Origin of the sequence: Pacificibacter marinus (assembly GCF_018860665.1) — a bacterium.
In the GTDB taxonomy this organism is placed as follows: domain Bacteria; phylum Pseudomonadota; class Alphaproteobacteria; order Rhodobacterales; family Rhodobacteraceae; genus Celeribacter; species Celeribacter marinus_A.
Genome location: NZ_JAHKPK010000025.1, coordinates 237,063 through 255,591 on the forward strand (window position 1 = coordinate 237,063; position 18,529 = coordinate 255,591).

14 protein-coding genes are annotated in these 18,529 nt (G+C 52.2%); all 14 read right to left on the reverse strand.

Annotated features, from left to right (window positions below):
• Window positions 1-2 precede the first annotated feature (2 nt).
• Window positions 3-2,291 (reverse strand): hypothetical protein, encoded by a 2,289-nt coding sequence (locus KO497_RS08450; RefSeq protein WP_215943523.1) that lies wholly within the window; start codon window positions 2,289-2,291, stop codon window positions 3-5.
• Window positions 2,291-4,816 carry a hypothetical protein gene (locus KO497_RS08455; protein WP_215943524.1) on the reverse strand — a complete coding sequence of 842 codons (2,526 nt, stop codon included), beginning with the start codon at window positions 4,814-4,816 and terminating at the stop codon, window positions 2,291-2,293. The genes KO497_RS08450 and KO497_RS08455 overlap by 1 nt, the downstream gene beginning before the upstream one ends.
• Window positions 4,813-7,518 (reverse strand): hypothetical protein, encoded by a 2,706-nt coding sequence (locus tag KO497_RS19430; RefSeq protein ID WP_215943525.1) that lies wholly within the window; start codon window positions 7,516-7,518, stop codon window positions 4,813-4,815. The genes KO497_RS08455 and KO497_RS19430 overlap by 4 nt, the downstream gene beginning before the upstream one ends.
• On the reverse strand, window positions 7,515-9,647 hold the full coding sequence (locus KO497_RS08465; protein ID WP_215943526.1) for a hypothetical protein: 2,133 nt from the start codon (window positions 9,645-9,647) through the stop codon (window positions 7,515-7,517). The genes KO497_RS19430 and KO497_RS08465 overlap by 4 nt, the downstream gene beginning before the upstream one ends.
• A complete protein-coding gene (locus KO497_RS08470) occupies window positions 9,640-10,191 on the reverse strand; it encodes a hypothetical protein (protein ID WP_215943527.1) in 552 nt (183 codons plus the stop codon). The genes KO497_RS08465 and KO497_RS08470 overlap by 8 nt, the downstream gene beginning before the upstream one ends.
• The gene (locus tag KO497_RS08475; RefSeq protein ID WP_215943528.1) at window positions 10,191-12,461 is read right to left on the reverse strand and encodes a hypothetical protein; all 2,271 of its coding nucleotides are present in this window, start codon (window positions 12,459-12,461) and stop codon (window positions 10,191-10,193) included. The genes KO497_RS08470 and KO497_RS08475 overlap by 1 nt, the downstream gene beginning before the upstream one ends.
• Entirely contained in the window at window positions 12,458-13,054 is a 597-nt protein-coding gene (locus tag KO497_RS08480; protein ID WP_215943529.1) for a hypothetical protein, read from the reverse strand. Before KO497_RS08480 ends, KO497_RS08475 begins: the two co-directional genes overlap by 4 nt.
• A 48-nt stretch (window positions 13,055-13,102) precedes the next feature.
• Entirely contained in the window at window positions 13,103-13,561 is a 459-nt protein-coding gene (locus KO497_RS08485; protein WP_215943530.1) for a hypothetical protein, read from the reverse strand.
• A gap of 69 nt (window positions 13,562-13,630) precedes the next feature.
• Window positions 13,631-14,557, reverse strand: coding sequence for a phage capsid protein (locus tag KO497_RS08490; protein ID WP_215943531.1), 927 nt, complete (start codon window positions 14,555-14,557; stop codon window positions 13,631-13,633).
• 236 nt (window positions 14,558-14,793) lie between these two features.
• Window positions 14,794-15,813 carry a hypothetical protein gene (locus KO497_RS08495; protein WP_215943532.1) on the reverse strand — a complete coding sequence of 340 codons (1,020 nt, stop codon included), beginning with the start codon at window positions 15,811-15,813 and terminating at the stop codon, window positions 14,794-14,796.
• Entirely contained in the window at window positions 15,810-16,148 is a 339-nt protein-coding gene (locus KO497_RS08500) for a hypothetical protein (RefSeq protein ID WP_215943533.1), read from the reverse strand. The genes KO497_RS08495 and KO497_RS08500 overlap by 4 nt, the downstream gene beginning before the upstream one ends.
• Window positions 16,145-17,818 (reverse strand): portal protein, encoded by a 1,674-nt coding sequence (locus tag KO497_RS08505; RefSeq protein ID WP_215943534.1) that lies wholly within the window; start codon window positions 17,816-17,818, stop codon window positions 16,145-16,147. Before KO497_RS08505 ends, KO497_RS08500 begins: the two co-directional genes overlap by 4 nt.
• The gene (locus tag KO497_RS08510; protein WP_215943535.1) at window positions 17,818-18,006 is read right to left on the reverse strand and encodes a hypothetical protein; all 189 of its coding nucleotides are present in this window, start codon (window positions 18,004-18,006) and stop codon (window positions 17,818-17,820) included. Before KO497_RS08510 ends, KO497_RS08505 begins: the two co-directional genes overlap by 1 nt.
• Window positions 17,997-18,527 (reverse strand): hypothetical protein, encoded by a 531-nt coding sequence (locus KO497_RS08515; protein WP_215943536.1) that lies wholly within the window; start codon window positions 18,525-18,527, stop codon window positions 17,997-17,999. Before KO497_RS08515 ends, KO497_RS08510 begins: the two co-directional genes overlap by 10 nt.
• Window positions 18,528-18,529 lie beyond the last annotated feature (2 nt).

The following is an 18,529-nucleotide window of genomic DNA, read 5'->3' on the forward strand; positions in this document are numbered from 1 at the left end:
GATCATGATGATAGGTACTCGACGGAGAGAAGGGAGGAGGACCCGTTAGTATCCGAGGCCCTGATAGTGTCCGCGACGCTAGAATAACCTTGAAATGTAAGGGTCTCACCTTTTTCCAGCCATATAGGATGACTGCCGACAACGATCACATCGCTAAGGGCTGTGTCCGCGTCCTGCAACTCAGTATCAACCCCGTCCGTATAGGAGTAGTATTTAGGTGATACTTGGCTCCCAAGGACGTATGTACGACTCGGACCCACAACGCGAACCGCCATTTTTACGCCTGTGGATCGTGGCGTGAAGGCTAAACTTTGTTTAGCGTCGTAGAGTCCCCGCATAGGAGCTGTGAAAATGCCGGAGCTAAAGTTATTTGCACCACTAGGGCGCTCTTTGTCCTCAGTCCAACCCGTAATGGTAGTCCACGTATCTGCGTCGAGGTCAAAGCTCGAACCGAGCCGTGCGCTCACAGCGATCCGATTGTCAAAAGTCAGGCGGACGTGAGGGTTTAGTGAAGATATGACTGAGCGGTTATTGACAACGGTTGCTGACGCATGAATGTCAATCTCGCCGTTTCCACTGAACAGGTCGAGGCCCATATTGTCACGAAATTCTGAGGTGCTATCTACACGGAAAAACGTATGCTCTGGTGTCTCGTCACCCGCAGCCTCGCCACGAATGAAACCCGATCCTTTGTTCAGCTTTCCGCCGTTGATGACATTGACCCCGATAAAGTTTTCGTCACCCTCTTGGTAAATTACCATGTCCCACGAAACACCGTAGGGATCGACGCCATCAATCTCAATTCCCGTGCCGCCTTCCGGTTTGGTCGAACCAACACCCTCTAGTTTACCGTAAGCAAAGCTCGCTGTTCCAGGCACTGCGTTGTTGTTGCGAAAAGCGATGTCGTGTTTACAATTGACCCACAAGACGTTAATCCGCCAGCGCTCCGCCCAACGGCCATCATAGTTTTCGAGTAATGTGCCGTACTCACCCGCTGCATCGTAGTCCCAAATCTCCGCGTCGATTACAGCGTGTGCGTAGTTCTGGATCATAGTACCAGCACCATGTACTCGCGTGCGCTCAGAAAACAGTTCAACACCGTCATGCAGCCCCGTGTGTTTTGTTTGGCCCGCAAAGGTAGCTCTGAAAATCTTAAAGCAGCAGAATGAAGGGTCCACAGTCACAGTGCCAGAAGTGGTTAGCTCAGGGCCGCCCACAACAAAGCTGTCGTCTGTTACAGATTGCACTGTGTATAGACCTGTTGTTACATCTCCAAGCGTGACGGTCATGTAAACAGACTGGCCCGCTTTGACGCCGTGCCCTACGTAATACACTGTTATTTCGTCAGTTCCCGCTTGCGCATAGGTGCATGACAAGATGCTTCCGTTTATATGGATAAACTTGCCGCCTACAATCCTCACCGCGTCGAGTAGGTGCCCACCACTGGTTTTGTAACGACCGCCGCTTCCTGTAATTTTTTCGTAACCCATCGAAATGGCTAGGTCGATAATCTCCGCGTTGTCGTCAAAGTCAGCGCTCGCCCAAAACTGTTCTAGGTCTACCTTCCCGTCCCGATCAATAACAGGCCGCAAACCAACACCGTTTTTAGTCAGTGGCGAGGTGCTATCTTCGACCCAAGAAAGGTTTCTCTCCGTCTCGTTGTGGATAGTTCCGTCACCCCCAGACGTGAGGTTAGCCGCCATGTTCGCGCTGTCCGTGTATGAGAAAATTAGTTTGGCCGCAGCGAGTTCGACAGCAATGCGATCAGCCGCCACTTCTTCCGCATTACCTTGTGCATTTGCAATATCCTCCGCCGTTATTACGGCGACAGGCTTTGTTCCTGTTTCATCGAAGGAAATTACCTTTCCTGCGCGCTCTGTTGCGTCAGAAGTAATAAAATCAATTGGATCGAAACTAAAGGGAAAGCGAATTGAGCGATCAATATTAGCTGTATTTTCTTGAACGCTACGCGACAGTTGATCTAACTGTTTCGCCAACGAAACTTCTCTGGCAGATAGGCCGGTCCAACCTTGCTCTACAGGCGTTCTACGAATGATAAACATTTTTTCGCCGTCGTAAGTATCGGCTGTCAGCTCTGTCAAATAGACATTGCCAGACACTTCAGAGGCTTCAGGCGAAACTGAATATTTATCGCTGGATAGCTCTATCAAGTTACCGCCTGCCAAGACCCAGCATGTTAACGCGCCAAGATCATACTCATGCGAAACTGCGTATGGGCCAATTCCGTTTATTGTTTTGGGCACGACTGGCGTAAATGCTTCGGTTGTCATTATTTGGCTCCAGTTACATTTGAAAGATCAGGGGCGCGGCTTGGCAAAACATCACCTTTTCCCCACCATGCAGTCGCGCCATAATCGCGCTCGCGTTGACGTTCTTGCCGACGCCAAATCGCCTCTGCATCAGGGTCAAGCCACCGTTGCAGGGTGTCAGCCACCATGCGGTCATAGGCGGCGCGAGAGGCCCAATGGCTTGAGAAAAATGGAGTATCGCGACGCACAAAATTAGCGACATCTCGGCCAATCAATAGGTCATCACCATTTGCAAACCGCGCCGCATTTGAAAGAATTGGGCCCGCAATATCGCTACCAAAGCCAATAACGGGTCCAGCCAAAGTCTGGGCGAACCCGCCACCCATACGGTTTGTTTCTGACGCAAAAAAATCACCAAAGATGCCAAGACCACCACCTTGCATCAACGCTGCGCCCCAGAACTTTAATTCATTCATCGGACGTGGGTCATTGCCTTTGATTATCTCTTTAAGCTGCAAAGAAATCGCCCCCATAAGCAGCAATGATGCGCTCATTTCAACGGCATACTGAAACTTTGACATTGGACCATCGAGAGATTTCCAACGGCGAACTTGGCCAAGGGTCAATGAATACGCAAAGCTCTTGTACATCGATCCACTTCTTAACAATTCTCCACCCAGCGTACCTGGCACCGAAGCCCCTTGAATAAAGGCTCGCCCCTCTATCGATGCCGATGGGATTGCATATTCCATGTGCTCGGACATGATCGCATCAAGACGCATAGACAGGCCTTCGGCCTCTGCGCGGCTCAAACCTGTTTGGGCCTCAAGCCAATATGAGGGTGTGATAAAATCGGCACCCGATGCCTGATCCACAAAGCGGGCAGCAGGGTCGCGCAGGGCATCCCAATCGCTGGACGAAATGCCGCGCTGCTGTAAAATCTGCCGCAGGCTGTCATCAATCCGGTCGAATGCGCGATCGGCATTGTCAGCCATGAAACCAGAAAATTCCATCTTGAATGCGATACGACGCATGTCGGTGATGAACGAAAGACCGGATGCCCGCAGAGTGAAGCCAGCCAAACGTTCTGGGATACCTGCGCCAAACAGCTCACCAAAATAACGCGAACTCCCCCCACCAGCGTCGGCCAGCGTATTGGCGACATAGCCCATGCGCGCAGCGGTCTGGCGCGTCGCATGACTGGCCATCAGCTGTACACTTTTTGAAATCGCATTGTTTGGATTTAGGCCAATAATTTTTGAGGCCATTCTCATTGTGGCCAAATCGGAAAACGACGACACCACCGCACTGCCCAACTGGATCGATGTCAGCACAGACCGCGTGCCCGACATGAAAGACGCAAAGGCCGCATGCTCAGGAACATTGGCGTCACCCGTCACGTGTGACAGCATTGCCTTTGCGCGCGCCGCTTCGTGGTTCACACGCGTCTCAAGTTTTGCGGCCGCTTTCAGCGCATCTGGTGTTTTCGCAGTGCCAGCAACTGTTGCAACGCGTTTTTTAGCGACCTGAGTGGCATACTCCAATCCTGCACGCGGGTTAGGACCAAGAACGCGCATCAAAGCCACATCACTTGCCAGCCCTGACAGGCCATTGATCATTGCGGAAAACGGATCTGTCGCGCCAAAACTTTTGTTGTAAGCCAACCAATCGCTGCCGCTTTTGAAATGCAACACGCGCTTTTCAGCACGCTGGTTGTACAATGCCCGCCCGCCAACACTCATTGATGGATCTTTATCATCCCAATCGCGTGTGGTGATGCCCTCATAAACATCTTTCAAAAATTTCTCAGACTTCGCACGGGATGGCACTTGACCCGCTGCAGCAAACGGTTTGCCAGTGGCCGCGTCGTCGATTTTATCCCACGCCAGCTTGCCCTCGATGTCATCGCGCCAGGCGTTAAAGGTCGATTTGCGCAATTGTGCAATGTCATGCGTGTGCATCACGCCATAACCGTCAATTTTGCCGATGTCGCCACCATGAGCGTTGAAGGCTCTGCGCATATCATCTTGTGCTTTTTGGACAGCATTCGACAGTTCTACCGCACGCACATCCCCCGTGGCCTCACCATGCAGCTCACGAATTAGGTTTTCCAAACGGGCTTTATTGCGTGAAGCACCAGCCACGTTCAAACCGGTTTCATTGAGTGTCTCAGAAATGGTTGCCCGAATTTGATTTTCGTAGGCTTCCTTTATCGATCGAACACTTTCGCCTTTGTAGCCAGAGCCTTCGGAATATTCGATCAGGTTGCGCAATACAGCCGCAGGATTATCAGCGGTTTCAACGGCATCGCGTAAACGACGCATCGCTTGCAATTGGTTGGTCACAGCATGGAACCGCCGCCGCGCCGCAGCTTCAGTTGCCTCCTTCAGGTCTGCGGCAGCGGCGGCGTGAGCTTGCGCGCGAGGCATGATATTCTCATACCGTGCGGCAAGCTGTTGGAAATTCAAGCGCGCTTGGCTCGCACGCGCCGGATCAAGCTGTCCAGCTTTAACCGCGCTTGAAATACAGTCAGCCATATTGGTCATATAGCACCCCCCAAATAGCAATGGCTCACGGCATCGATGAGGCCGCGATCTTGCTCAAGATCATCAAGTAGGTCCGACACGCTTGCAGTCGTGCCATCAGGCAAAGTGATCTCATCGGACAAAAAGGCTGGCGACAAATCATCCAACGAAAACTCAGCACGCAAAGCCGCCACATCAAGCCCTTCGATTTCAGGCACAACAACAGGCTCTTTTATCGGGGCAATTTGATCTGGTGAGATGCGCCCACGCGGACGCCCCAAGTCTTCGGGCAAGTCTGCAAAGGATTTGTCGATCGATGCCAACACATCACGGGGCGATCCGCCCAGCATGTCGCCAGACTTTCCTATCTGGCGCGCCTCACGCGCGAATGACGTTAGAAACCTTGTGATGCTGTCAGCCGATGCGACACGACCATCTGGATAAAAATGCTTGACCAGGCGCACTGTGAGAGGCGGCACGGGGCCTTCAAGCAAATCAACCTCACCTACCATCTCAACCACCATGTCAGCAACAGCACGCCCCTGCCCTGCTTCTTCACGCGCCCGCGCAATCAAGCGCATTGCATCAGTGACGCTGTCGGTAATGTCGAAAGCCTCTTTGACCTGACCTGCTTCGATTTCAGCGCGCAACGTTGCCCAATCTGGGGCAGATTTTTGCATGGCCGCCATAAGCCCTTTTAATTCGCCCGCATCATCACTTTCGACAACGCGAGAAACCAAATCAGGCGCAGACCATGCCCGTGCGTAGAATGCGCCCTCAAGGCGGCGCAGCCCTTCTGCATTCAAGGCACCATTTGCATCAAACATTGCATTGCGCTCAGAACGCGGCAAAGCCGAAAGCACAGATCGCACAAACTCACCATTTTCAGCATCAACAATTTTTGCGCCTGGCTGAAACGTTGCAAGGCGATCTGCCGTCATAGCGCGCGCACTGGTCTGGGCAATTTCCGTTGGCGTCATGCGCGCAACACCACTGTCTTGGGCTGCGACAACAAAGTCTTTTCGCGCGGTGTCAGACAGCTCAGACGCGCGTCTTGCGATCAAAATAGGACGGTCTACACCATCAGGAATTTCCACGCCCATATTTAGGATAGAGTTTCGGTAAGCGTCCGCACGATCGGGGTGTTGATCATAAGCCCGCTCGATGGCAGCAACGCGACCATTGCCGCTTTCGATGATCCCATCAGGTCCAACAACTGGCGCGCCACGATCCGCCGTGCTGGCGGGCATCAAAAGCGCAGGATCAAGCCGCGCGGCCGTGTCTGCGATCCAAGCATCTGACGTGCCACGCGATCTATCACGCGGCTGCAAATCACCACTGGCACGCTGCAGCAAACTCGCATCAACCGCTTCATATTTGACATCGATGGTAATATCATCGCCAGCGCGCAATTGGCCTGTGCCAGTAAATCCACGAGACGTTGGCGAAAACCCAGCACCAGAATTGCTTGGCTGAAAACCTGCATCGGGGCCGCGATACCCTTCCCAGGCACCGGTGCCTTGGCGCTTATAAATCCAAATCCCAAGCTGCTCTTGCAATTCAGGCGTCATCAACTCATTGCCAGTCAAGCGCAAACCTTTTTTTGCAGCTCTTAGCGTTCTTCCTACAATTTGATAGGCTCCCATCGGCGTGGCCACACGACCAATCTTGGACTTTACCCATTGGCCGTATGCGCCATCTGGATGTGAAAACTTGATGGCCTGATCTACCGTCATGTCTGGCAGGCTGATATTTTCGAAAGTCCCGCCTGCACGGTTTGAATAGCCAAACAGCGCGCCATAATCGCCACCGCTTTCCCCAGCAAAAATTCCGCCACGAATAGCTTGCCAATTGGGGGGCGCATCCTGATTTATTTCAGGCAGCTGATAGACACTGTTGCCAGTCGCATCATTGGAATTTAGCTGCCCGCGCTCAAGTGCCTCCTGAGCATCGTCTACCGCACTATTTGCATCCAATGGATCCGTGCCAGCTGGGGCAGCTTCAGCTGCACTCGACTTTGCGCCACGATACTGAAAATAGCGCGCACCACCTTCAAGCGCACCGCCAAGCACACCTGACAAAGCACCGCCTGCAACGGCAGATTTCAAAGTTGACGGCGGCTCGATCCCCAAATCTTCAGCAATTGGCTTTTCACGAAATTCTACATTTGCCGCTTCAGTCGCCGCCCCAATCACAGCCTCAGTTGCTGCGACACGCAAAACGCTACCCGCACCTGCACCAATAACTGCCGTGCCCACCGTCAAAGGATCTGCAATATCAGACCCCATTGCTCCCAAAAATTCAGCCGCCCAACTGCCTGCAGGTGCGGCATCTGTAATGGCCACTTGTTCGGCGTAATCTTGGCGACGTCGATCTTGCCAAATTTGCTCGAACTCATCATCACTGGCAGGCAGTCCTGCAAAGGCTTCTGGATTTTCTTCGCGCGCAGAGGTGATGATTGAAAAAATTTCATTGCGGGGCCCCGCAGCCAAGCGCCCCACTTTGGATCCAAACGACGGATCCAGCGGCATTCCGGCTGAGCGCAATTCATCAAGAATTTCGCTCTCTAAAGCGCCTTGATAAACAACAGATCGATTTGTTGAATCTGTTTCAAAACGCCTCTGACTGAACGATGCAGTTGTCCGCTGATACGTCGTTGGAATTTGAGCTTCCATAGCGTCTGCGTCTGGCGCAACGGACTTATCGCCTAAGAAAAACGTCACTTCGCCGCCCCCTTCATGAGGGCGGACATTGAAAACCGATAAGGCTCGCCGCTTTGTGTTTCAGGCACCAAAACGCGCCCGCGTTGGTCGGTGTAGAAAAATTCAAAAACGCCATTCGCGACGGCTCGGATTTTCAACCGATCAAAACTTTGCAGAAATACGTCTTGGCCATTGATCAATGGAACATCATCAGAAGAAACAAACGCGCCAGTTTCATCCGCACGCACAGCAATTCGAGACAGGCCAGAAGACAGAATATCATGACCCGTCTTGGTGATTTTATTTGGCCCACCAAGACCATCATCGACCAATTGCTTTGTCAGGCCATCAAGTGCATTTTCAACTTGCTTGGCGTTAATGCCCATCGGCAGCATCGTCTTGGTATCAAAAACATCTTGCACACCACCGCGGGCATTCCGACCGTCAAATGCGCCAGTGCCGCCCAAAACCTCATGCAACGCCTGCCCATACACATCTTCATCGATGTCATCCGCAGGATCTACACGTCCCATGCGCGCACCATAAAGTGCATCAGCGGACGCCATGACATTGGCTTGCAACTTTGGCCCGCCAGGAATGTCCAAGAATAACGTTTCAACACTTTCAAAAGTCGGCTCCAACCGATCTTTGAGTGGGGGCAATATAACAGTTTTCTGGGCAACGGCCTGTTGACCCGTAAGAATTTCTGCAGCGAGTTTTGGCGAACCATTGCTCAATTGCAATGACCCAACATATTGGAAAACAGGATCGTTTGAAACAAGCCCGATAACATCAGGACGACTGCCAAGTGACCCAACGATTGCTTTGGCCATGACAGCCAGCTGCGCAGGATCATCTTGACCCGCAATCTGTTCTTTTAAATTGGTAATATCGTCTTGTGAAAAGACAGCATCATGATCGGTCCAGCCATTTTCTACCAATGACGACGAATAATTGCGGATCTGATTTAGCCCTTGCGCAAACGCATCTGGATTTTCTGGATCAAACTGCGGAACCTCTGGTGCCCCAAATCCTTTTTGACGCGCTTGCGCGATCGGGTCTTTGGCCCAGGCTTCTTTTTCAGATGCGAGCTTGCCTTCCAACACCTCAAGCCGCTCGGCTTGAAACTTGAACGCCTTGGGGCGATTTTTCTCTGCATCTACCAACTGATCCAATTGGCCGACAGTCATCATATCAAGTGCAGGCTGTTCATCGAGCAACTGTTTTTGCGCCATTGCTTTTGGAAAATCGGGATGGGCTTGAACATCGGGACGGCTCAGATAAGCATCCTCATCAACAGCGCGTTGGCCAGCACTCCAAATTCCCGACATCTCACCAAGACGATCAGAAACGGCTTTTTCTTCGGCCTTGACTGCAATCTCTAAATCTTTTTCGGCTTTTGCCTGTGCGGACAAAATTTTGTTGTTGGCGGATGCAATGAACCGCGACCGGCTATCGCCTGACAGACCAGAAAAGTCGCCGTCAGCGTCCGCGTCTAAAAACTGTTGAGGATCTTCATTCAACAATGAAAGCGCTGCCGCTTCATCCATCGATGCACGCAAGCTCAAACGGCGTTGCGCGGCGGTTGCAGGATCAATAATCCCATTCGCTTCTAGTTGGTCAATTTGTGCTGAACCTTGATCAAACATCACATCACGCGTGTCTTGATCCGCTGTTGCAGCCGTCGATGCCGCCGTGTGAGCATACTCAATGTAGGTCGCTTCACGCTGTGCAAATCGCCCTGCAAGCGCCTGCGAACCAACAGCAAACTGTTGACGCACAGCGAGATCATCAAAGGCCAGCCCAAACTTTTCTTTATTTCGTGGATCCACACGGGGGCGACCCAAGTCGTTTTGACCATCGATGTAGGATGATTTCAGATCCTTGACACGCGATTTGAATACGGCCTCCAATTGATCTGGATCGCCAATTTGGGCAAGATCCAAACGAAGATCATTCATGTCCTTGGTAAGATCAATAGACAGGCGGTTCATTTCCCGCTCAAGTCGATCCCCCTCAAGCTGCATTCCAACATTGGCCATTGTCTGGCCAAATTGCGCGACGTCGGCCGCTGCGGAATTTGCCTCGACACGAACGGTTGCCGAACGCCCCGCATCAAGCCCTGCGCGTGGTACTGTTAACTCAGACATACGCATCTTCCCCGCCAAGATTTGGCCAAAGATCAGGGGCGGCAGTCAACAATGTGCCTGCCGCCTTTGTGGTTCCTGAAAGGAATGATGAGAACGCTTGGGATCTATAAGCCGACGCACTGGCAGATAGCTCACGATCCGTTGCTTGGCCGGTTGCACGGATAGATTGGCTTTGGAACGACATTTCCTGAGCGGCTTCTTGACCAAGCAACACAGCAGTCGGACTATCAAGCGTCACTCCGCGCTCCGCCAATTCTGCGACCTGCTTGCTCATTTGAACTTGGAATTGACGACGGGCGCGACTGTCTTTTTGCGCAGTTAGTGTCTTTTCTTCGATACGTTGATTTTCAATGAGTTTAGCATTGGCTTTGGCCGCGCGAGATTGGTTGATGCCATTGAGCAGACTGCCGGCTGCCGCCAAATATGTCCCATATGTCGCAAGCGTTGCACCTGTGGTTGCAGCTGCAGTCGCACCGGCAGCAGTCGCTGCCCCCCCTCCCGCAAGCATCGATGCAAACGCAGTTCCTACCGCAGGAATACACATCAGTTGGCCCCCGCTTCTGCAGGTGAGACAAGGGCCAAGACTGTCATTGGTGCGCCACCGCTTGGTTCAAACCGAAAATTGACCTCATCCGCAGACCCGGTCCAAGCATCAACTTTTGAAATACCCGAATATGCGCGTGTCAAAGACGCCGCTACACGTTCAGGCACAAGGGGTACGGCCTGCCTTACAATTTCATCTTGGCCAAAATGACGCTCAATGCCTCGGATGGTTCCCGCAGATGTGCGATGAACAACAACAGCTGCGCCGCGAGATATGCGCTTATTTTTACCACGGGTGTCACCATCTTTGGCTTGAACATCGACATCGTGCGTATCAACGTGATGTGTGTCGTCAAACAGTCCAACAACGGCATATTCCACGGCCACAGGCAGATTAATCTGACCTGCCACATCCACCTCAAAAGGACCAAACTGCCCCTCATCGGTCCACGCATAAACACTTTCGCCAATCAAATGAGGGACGTCGAAAGTATCCGTTGCGACCTCAAGATCAAAAACCTTGCTGGCAAACAGGTGATTTGCAAACTTTATGTCCGGTTCACCAGGCAACGCCCCATAAACAACATCTTGCTCCTCGACCATTCGCACAGTCGCGCCGTTAATTTCACGGCGTACAACCATCGTAAGGATATTTCGTTTGCCGTCCTCTGAACTGGAAACGGCCATGCTTTCAACAAAACCGCCCGCAATCGGAACCTCGGCCCAGCCGAGAACTTCTTCTTTTGCGTCATAAATCATCACGACCAATTCGCCGTCCGCTCTACGGATCCACGCAAGGCCCAAAGGTGCGGATTGCCAAACAATTTGCTCAAATCCTGCCGCACCCAAATGTTCAGACGGCAAACTCAGATCGATCGGTGCACCACCATCAACTTCGAATGAATAACGCAGCTCTTCGATACGCGTTTGATCCTTGGTCACATAAATTGGAAAACCGTTGGGCGCGATTGGGTAAGCGGGGCTGGCGCCATTTGTTGCCTCGACATCTGTGTCGAATGTTGTTGGTCCGATTGCCTGCCCTGTCGTCGCAGAAAATCCACGCAGGACTTCGCCAAGAGTGCCAATGTAAATGCCCTTACGACTGCGGCGCAGCCAAGAAATGCCATTCTGGCCCTCTGACCCATCAATATTATACGGGAAGGCCCCATCCGCTTCGGTCGACGGGGTGTGGTCGTCATAGTCACCAATCAATGAAAACCAAATAGTACGTGGCTCACTTGGTGTGGCAGCCGCAACAAAACGTTGCTTCATAATTTCAATGGACGATGGGTAGCCATATTTGTCAGACCATGCGCCCTCTGACCAGCGATAAGTTGGCGTATTAATACAAGGATTTGGAATTGCTTTGATAACTACAGCCGTCGCTGTGTTCGCATCAGTGACAGCCGTGATCCGGACAACACCGATCAAATCAGAAACGAATTTCCACGTTGTGCCCTCTGATTTGTTGTAAAGCTGCTCGCCTTCCAAATGCACAGGCGGCTCATACCCAGTATGATTACCTGCAGTTAGCTCATAGATCCTGCTATCAGATAAGAATAGATCGCCTGAGCCTTCAAGGCCTTCATGCGGCCAAACCTGGGTTCCGCCGTTTGTAGCTGGTGCCGCTTCGGTGTTAGCTGTCCATAACGGAATTTCAGTAATATCGGTGGGCTGTATTTGTAGCAAACTGCCGACCTGTGCTGCATCAAAAGGATCACCAACACCCGTCAAAGTGATGGTTCCTGAACTTGCAGAACAAGAAACCGTAATATCCTCATCTAGATTTTGAACGCGGAACGGACCTGTGGTCAGATCCCAATCCGCGATGGTCCAATTATCCAAATCATAGCGGCTAAGTTTCTGAATGGTGCGGTTGCCATCAGCAATGTAGATCACGTCTGCAGATTGCACGATCGAAAAGTTTTTCACATCGTCCAATGAGAACGGCGTCGGCAATTCATAAACGCCGACGTTTTCGATCAGCGCGCCATAACGCCAAACACGCATCGCACTGTCGGAAAATTCCAAAAGCAGACTATCGTTTTTTGCAAACTCAAACGGAACTAACTTTGCCTCGGCATTGTCTTTGACATAACCGCGAAAGATCGTGCCTGGCGCGCGCGTAAATCCACCTTGACGCAAAGGGATAAAACCCCGAATTTCACGAACGCCAGTGCGATAGCGCTGATAATCAGTCCGGCCATATAGAAGCGGCGACGTTGCCCCGCCATTAAAGCTGACTTGGGGGATGTTTTGGACGCCACTCATCGCGTTGCCTCCGTCACCCAATCAACAGCTTCGGGAAGATCATCTGACCGGCTAGAGGAAGCGGACAATGTATCGTTGTCGATCGCCTTTTGCTCACTCGTCACAATTTTATTGTTGATACGGTCAACTTCAGATCCCTCACGCACATAGACGTCTGCGAGCAATCCGGCGAGTTGAGCAGCAACGAAATATTGAAACTTGGATGGCAGCAACTTTTCATTTTCAATCAAGCGCGTGTAGCGGATAGAAAAACCGCCCTCAACGCTCGCCCGCAGATAGGTGCCGTCGATGCGCCAATTCGCCCCTGTTTCGATGACGTGACGCAATGCAACACAATCACCTGGCAACTCATACAGATAGGGCAGCTCCAAATCAGACACCCAGTTTTCAGGCAGGTCCGACATTGGCAATTTGACAACATGACGGGCAAATGACCAATCATAGGCCTCTAGGCACATCGTCAGCGCATGAGGATATTGTTCCCCCGCCGCTGCGGCTTGCTCACTGTCATCGGCAAATGAAGAAATGGGGGCGAGCTTCATGATCCGAAAGGCTTGTTTCGCTATCGTGGATACCGCAATTGAATTGGTCATGCTCGCCCCTCAAAGAAATAGCATTCGGGCCGAAACCCGATGCCGTTTTTAATTTGCGATATACGCCAACCGGAATGGCATCGAACCGGCACCCGCCGCATCTGCCGCTGCATGTTTGTAAATGCCGATCATTCCGCCTGGATCTTCTGAAAGCCCCAAAACTTCCCACAAGCGCTTGCCGTGATCTGCCCCACCTTGGGCGACAGGCGTGATCAGGTTTTCCGTTGCTTGGGTCTGGTCAACAAAAGCCGTGCTGTCCGTCAACGTGCCAATCGCGATGGCTGCGAAACCATCACTGGTGACATCAAAGAATGTGCTTGGATCTAAAAGCGCATAGCTGGGAATGTCACACAGATGATAGGTCGATGTGTCGCTATCATCTGCCTCATTGCTGATTGTGCCAGTTGCGATCACAAGGCGACCACGCGCCTCACACGGATCTGGACCGACGCCATCCACGTCTGAAAAATCTTTGATGAGATTGCTAAGTAAAGCTACGATGCCCATGGCATGATCTCCTTAATTGAATTGAAAAGGGGGCGGCCAACGCTAAGTCAGCCGCATCAAGACTGTGGTTTAGCCTTCAACACAGTCGATAAAACGCACACCAGCATCTTCCGCACGGGTCGCATCAACGTAAGCGTCGGTGTAGATGTAGGGCATGTTTTTGGCGGATGTATCGTTCCACATATCGCCCTGCAATTCTTGCCAGAAGTTCGCGACAACATTGTCTTTGGTCCACAAAGCAATGCGGCGATTGCCAGCAACATGCGGCACACGGTTGGAAAACAGCCAAGTGATGCCAAGAAGCGTTGTCGGCTTGCCCGTTTTGATTTGCTCAAGGTCAAACTGGTTCAACGCGGTGCCTGTCGCCTTTGCAATTTCCAGCAAATCAGTTTTTTGCTTTGGCGAGATTATCGAAAACATTTGCTGCTCTTCTTCAAGACCAAAGTCTTCGATTTCCATGCCTTCCTGCGCCTTGCGCAGTTTGGTAATCGTCAAACCGGTAGACCCAGCAGCGATGATAGATGTGCCTGGGATTTGGACCTTGGTTTGGCCCCGCTTGCCTTCGAGCGCAGCACCATAAATGCCACCAGAACGAATACCAAAAGTACCATCCGATTTCTTTTTGACGCCAAGAATGCGGTCAAAAACGCCACGCTGAACTGTGGCGACAGAGTTTTTCACCAAGTTCGACGTTGGATCCATCGCTTGGTTAAATTTCAAATCTTTGTCGATATATTCGCCATCTTCGATCACGCCAGGCTTTAACAAAAAACGGCGCGAGTTTGGCGTTGGATTGTCTGGGTTACGACGCGAACCGTCTTCGCCCTCAATGTAATCTTTTTTGCCAAGAAGATCCGCTACAGAAACGGCTTCGCCTGTTTCATGGGTCACGGTGACAGCATCAACCAAAGGGTTTTTGAGTTGCTGGGCCACCATTTTGATATTGTCAGAATAGGTTGTGCGGTTGTGTGACTCAACCAAGCGTTGATAGGACATTTGCCCCTCCTGCGAAAATTCATCTAAGTGTGTGATTTTTCGGAGAGGCCACCCGGTTAACCGGACCTGCGCCTGACGGGTATCATCCGCCTAGTCGTCAGTTCTATTCCTGATGTCAGCGGACCCCGTGGGGCCACCCGCGCACAGAAACCTGAACACCAACAAGAAACCAAAGTCAATAAAAAACTAAATGTGCCCCGCACTTTCACCATGCAGGGCACATTTGGTGTTACAGTCTATCCTGCAATTTTACGCAGCTGATCCATGCGCGGTTTTAGCCGGTCGATCTCGGCTTTATTTCGGGCCTGAGTTGCCTTGAACCATTCCCCATCAGGCGATTGTTGCTGGGCCAGCTCAGCGCGGGCTTGCTCTGGCGTTGTCGTCAAAGACCCGCCAAGGGTGCGGATCTGCCCCATGCTGTCTTCGCCCATCATTTCGCCAATGGCAGCGAACAGTTTCAGGGTATTGGCATCACCGCCCGCTTTGGTGGACAAAACATCGCTAAGACCAGCCAAAGCCTCGCTATCCATGCCAATCTTGGCGGCCAGCATTTCAGCCGCGCTTTTTGCTTGCTGAATTTTTGCATTGGTTTGATCCCCCCAGTCTTTTGTGAGATCGGTCATCATTTGCGTGTTGGCGCGCTCAAGTTGCTGTGTGGCATCCCCTTCCATTGCTTTGATTTTATCTGCGTAAATCTCGGTGAGGCCCTGAACATCCTCATTGGATAGGCCACGCTCATGCGCAAGCTCACGGACACGCCCCTCAAAATCAGTGTCCCATTTCAAACCGCCTTCGCCAAAGCCTTCAGGAATTTCAATTTTGTAATCTTCGGCCTTTTCAGGAACGCCAAACAGATCACGATTTTCGGCTTTCCATTCAGACAATGACTGCCCCTCTTTGGGCTTGCCAATAAGCTGATCAGGCTTTGCGCCAAGTTTGCGTTGCGCTGCAATTTCAGCATCCGTGAGTTTGGCAATGGCGTCCAATGGATCTTCGGTGGTATACCCTGACGCGGTCAAAGAGCGCCGTTGATCGTCTGTAAATTTGTCTTTTTCCCACCATTTTTCAACAGCTGGTGCAGCACCCGCATCACCGGCACCTGCCGCACCAGCATCGGCAGCACCCGCCGCGCCAGCATCACCAGCACCCGCGTCTGCGGCACCGGCTGCCGCAGCATCACCAGCTACCGCACCAGCACCAGCATCATCAGCAGGCGCAAAAACGGGTTTCTTCAAATACAGATCAAAAAAGTTCATTCCGATGTCTCCATAAGTTCGTTGATTTCTGTCAGTGTCATCCCACCGGCGGCGAGCAGTTTAAGCGCAAGGTCACGAGCGCCCTTTTGCTCAAATTCACGGTAAGGATCGCGCGGGGCCAAAAGCCCCGTCACGTTGTCGTAAAGCGGTGGATCAATGGCCAAAATTCCACTCAAGCGAATGATGTCACAGGCCAATTCTGGATTGACGACAAATGCGTGCGACCATCGTTTGGCAAGATCGGCAGCCGCCTGACCTGCGGCCACATGCTCCTCAACGGAAGCCCCACGCAAAAACGTTGCAATGCCAATAGAAATGCGATCCCAAATCTTCATTGGACACCCCCTGCAGCCTGTGCCTGAGCCAAGTCTTTGGCCAAACCGCCGCCTGCCTTGGCCGCTTCCATCATTTGTTGCTGTTGCATCATTTGTTGCTGTTGCTCTGCGCGACTTTGACCGCGCGCATCAGCTTCTTCGCGTGACCGCAGCATTGATTGCGGCAATGTCGGGCTGGCATCATGCAACGCCTCAATCGCGGCATCTTCATCAAAGCGATCCCCTGCGCGCGTGCCTGAGCTTGAAAGCTGTGCCAAACCACCCAAGTCATTGATGAATTGACGCACAGCAATGCCTTCACGCGCTTTAAGCGCCCGTGTCGCGGCCGATTGATAGCGCACAGACAGCGGCAAGCCCTGCGCCTCCTTGGGGGGCGGTGGAATTTGGCCCGCACGCCAAAGCTGACGGAACCGGCGCTCGACTTTGCGGGCCGCATATTCCTCCATGATGCGATCCGCGTGCGGTGCCCAACTGCGCAACTTGGCTTCCTCGATGATTTGCACTTCTTCAGACGTGATCCCTGTCCGATTGTGCAGGGTCATCAGCGAATAATAAAAAGCGTTCTTCATCGCCTGAACTTTTTCGCGTTTCTCGTCGATCGTCAGATTAAGATTACCAACATTGTTCAACGCACCAACCAGCGGCTGCCCACGCACGCTCATGCCCCCATAAAGCACTTCGCCAGGGCGCACCCGCCCTTCAAGCGGCATTGCGCGGCGATCCGGTGCAAGCATCGTCGGATCCGCAGCCTTTTGTGCCGCACGTATGGTTGCCGCGTCCATTTGTTGATTTACACGCGCACTTGGCAGGGCAACATGACCAGGGCCAGTTGCATAAATTTGCCCACCATCCACATCCCAACGCGGATAATAAAACGGCATTTCATCGAACCCAGCCACGCGAATTGTGCTTTGTTCAAGCTCGGTGGCGTAAACAGACAAATACCGTTTGCCACGCGGGCCAAGCGCCCCTGCAGAGTATCCATCATTTAGACAAACATGATGGAAAAAAGCGATGTCGTCGTTTGCACCTTTTTCAGCCATATCAATCAATTTGGCAGAAACAACATCACCCGATTTTTTAAACATCCGAACAGCGGCACGCGGCTTTAAGAAAAATTTGCGCACCGCTTCGCAGACACGGTTGTGCCCATCGATGTCCACGACAACCTCTGACAACGACAGCGTTTGATCAATAAAGCGCCGCTCAACAAGATCGATTTCGTCATAGCCCGCGAACTGACCAAATGCCGCAATGTCAGAATAGCCTTGAAAGGTTGCGCTGTAGAACGTCGAATTGGATGGCGACAGTGACGCCATGACGCGCTTTGTGGACACCTCGATCCAGTCTGCCATGGGCTTCCACTTGTTGAACTCACTGTCTGAACTTTGCAACCCCACCCAATTGCTGGCAGGGTTGGTGATCGCCGCATAAAGCCCTGCCGACATATCAACAGCGGCCATAATCGGCTCACTCGACAATGCTTTTTCAAACTTGCGCTGCCCGCCTATATCTGACCGCCCCATGCCACTGCGCTGTGGCCGGATCAACGCCGCGATGTCTTGCCAATCACGTTCTGAATTGGCGCGAAATGCTTTCAGCTCATCCCACCGACGCATTGCCTCTTTGGCAAAGGTCGGGTTATGGCCGATTGTTTTTTGCTCAGCCATCAAACCGCACTCCCCAATTTGGGCGTGGCAGGGATGCCATTGGCGCTTGTTAATACATTTGCAGCCGCCCCACCGCGACGACGACGCAGACGCGCCTCGATGTCAGCTTGGCGCACACTTTCGGAATTGTTTGACGATGCGAAAACTTGAGACGCCGCAGAGATATTTGGTTGTTTCATCAGGCACATGTTGAAGCCTCCTTTTGGATTTCAGGGGAAAGCCAGACAAACTGGCGAAAGGTCACAGCGCCATCAGCGCCGAAACCCGACATTTCAGCTTCGAGAACAAAGCCGACCGCGGTTAAAAACGCTGACGCACGCGGATGATCCGCCCATGCGCGCGCTTCCACACGATTGATCCCACGTTCGAGGCAAAAACGGGGCATTTCGTTGCGGATCGTCAGCGCAAATTCGGCCAACGATCTGCGATATTTTTTGTGATCCCGCGCGACAAGTGCAGCCTGTGCAACGCCAGATTGTCCCGTATTGCCAAGGGCCAAAATGGCAAAGGCTGGACTGCCAAACGCTGCGGTTTTATGCGCGACAACAGACAGAAGATGCGCAGGAACCATAGCGCGCCAATCGGCCCAAAGCCCGTAACGAGAACAATCACGCCCCCGCACCAACTCAGCTTCACGCAGATCATCCGCATCCAAAAACTGAAAGACAGACAAGGCAGCTGCTTCATCGAAGTCGCGCAGATCAATCATTT

Coding starts and splice junctions, on each gene's coding strand:
- KO497_RS08475 (WP_215943528.1), bottom strand. CDS start 12,461: ATGAGTGGCGTCCAAAACATCCCCCAAGTCAGCTTTAATGGCGGGGCA.
- KO497_RS08515 (WP_215943536.1), bottom strand. CDS start 18,527: ATGATTGATCTGCGCGACTTCGATGAAGCAGCTGCCTTGTCTGTCTTT.
- KO497_RS08505 (WP_215943534.1), bottom strand. CDS start 17,818: ATGGCTGAGCAAAAAACAATCGGCCATAACCCGACCTTTGCCAAAGAG.
- KO497_RS08450 (WP_215943523.1), bottom strand. CDS start 2,291: ATGACAACCGAAGCATTTACGCCAGTCGTGCCCAAAACAATAAACGGA.
- KO497_RS08495 (WP_215943532.1), bottom strand. CDS start 15,813: ATGAACTTTTTTGATCTGTATTTGAAGAAACCCGTTTTTGCGCCTGCT.
- KO497_RS08455 (WP_215943524.1), bottom strand. CDS start 4,816: ATGACCAATATGGCTGACTGTATTTCAAGCGCGGTTAAAGCTGGACAG.
- KO497_RS08465 (WP_215943526.1), bottom strand. CDS start 9,647: ATGTCTGAGTTAACAGTACCACGCGCAGGGCTTGATGCGGGGCGTTCG.
- KO497_RS08480 (WP_215943529.1), bottom strand. CDS start 13,054: ATGACCAATTCAATTGCGGTATCCACGATAGCGAAACAAGCCTTTCGG.
- KO497_RS08490 (WP_215943531.1), bottom strand. CDS start 14,557: ATGTCCTATCAACGCTTGGTTGAGTCACACAACCGCACAACCTATTCT.
- KO497_RS08485 (WP_215943530.1), bottom strand. CDS start 13,561: ATGGGCATCGTAGCTTTACTTAGCAATCTCATCAAAGATTTTTCAGAC.
- KO497_RS08470 (WP_215943527.1), bottom strand. CDS start 10,191: ATGTGTATTCCTGCGGTAGGAACTGCGTTTGCATCGATGCTTGCGGGA.
- KO497_RS08500 (WP_215943533.1), bottom strand. CDS start 16,148: ATGAAGATTTGGGATCGCATTTCTATTGGCATTGCAACGTTTTTGCGT.
- KO497_RS08510 (WP_215943535.1), bottom strand. CDS start 18,006: ATGTGCCTGATGAAACAACCAAATATCTCTGCGGCGTCTCAAGTTTTC.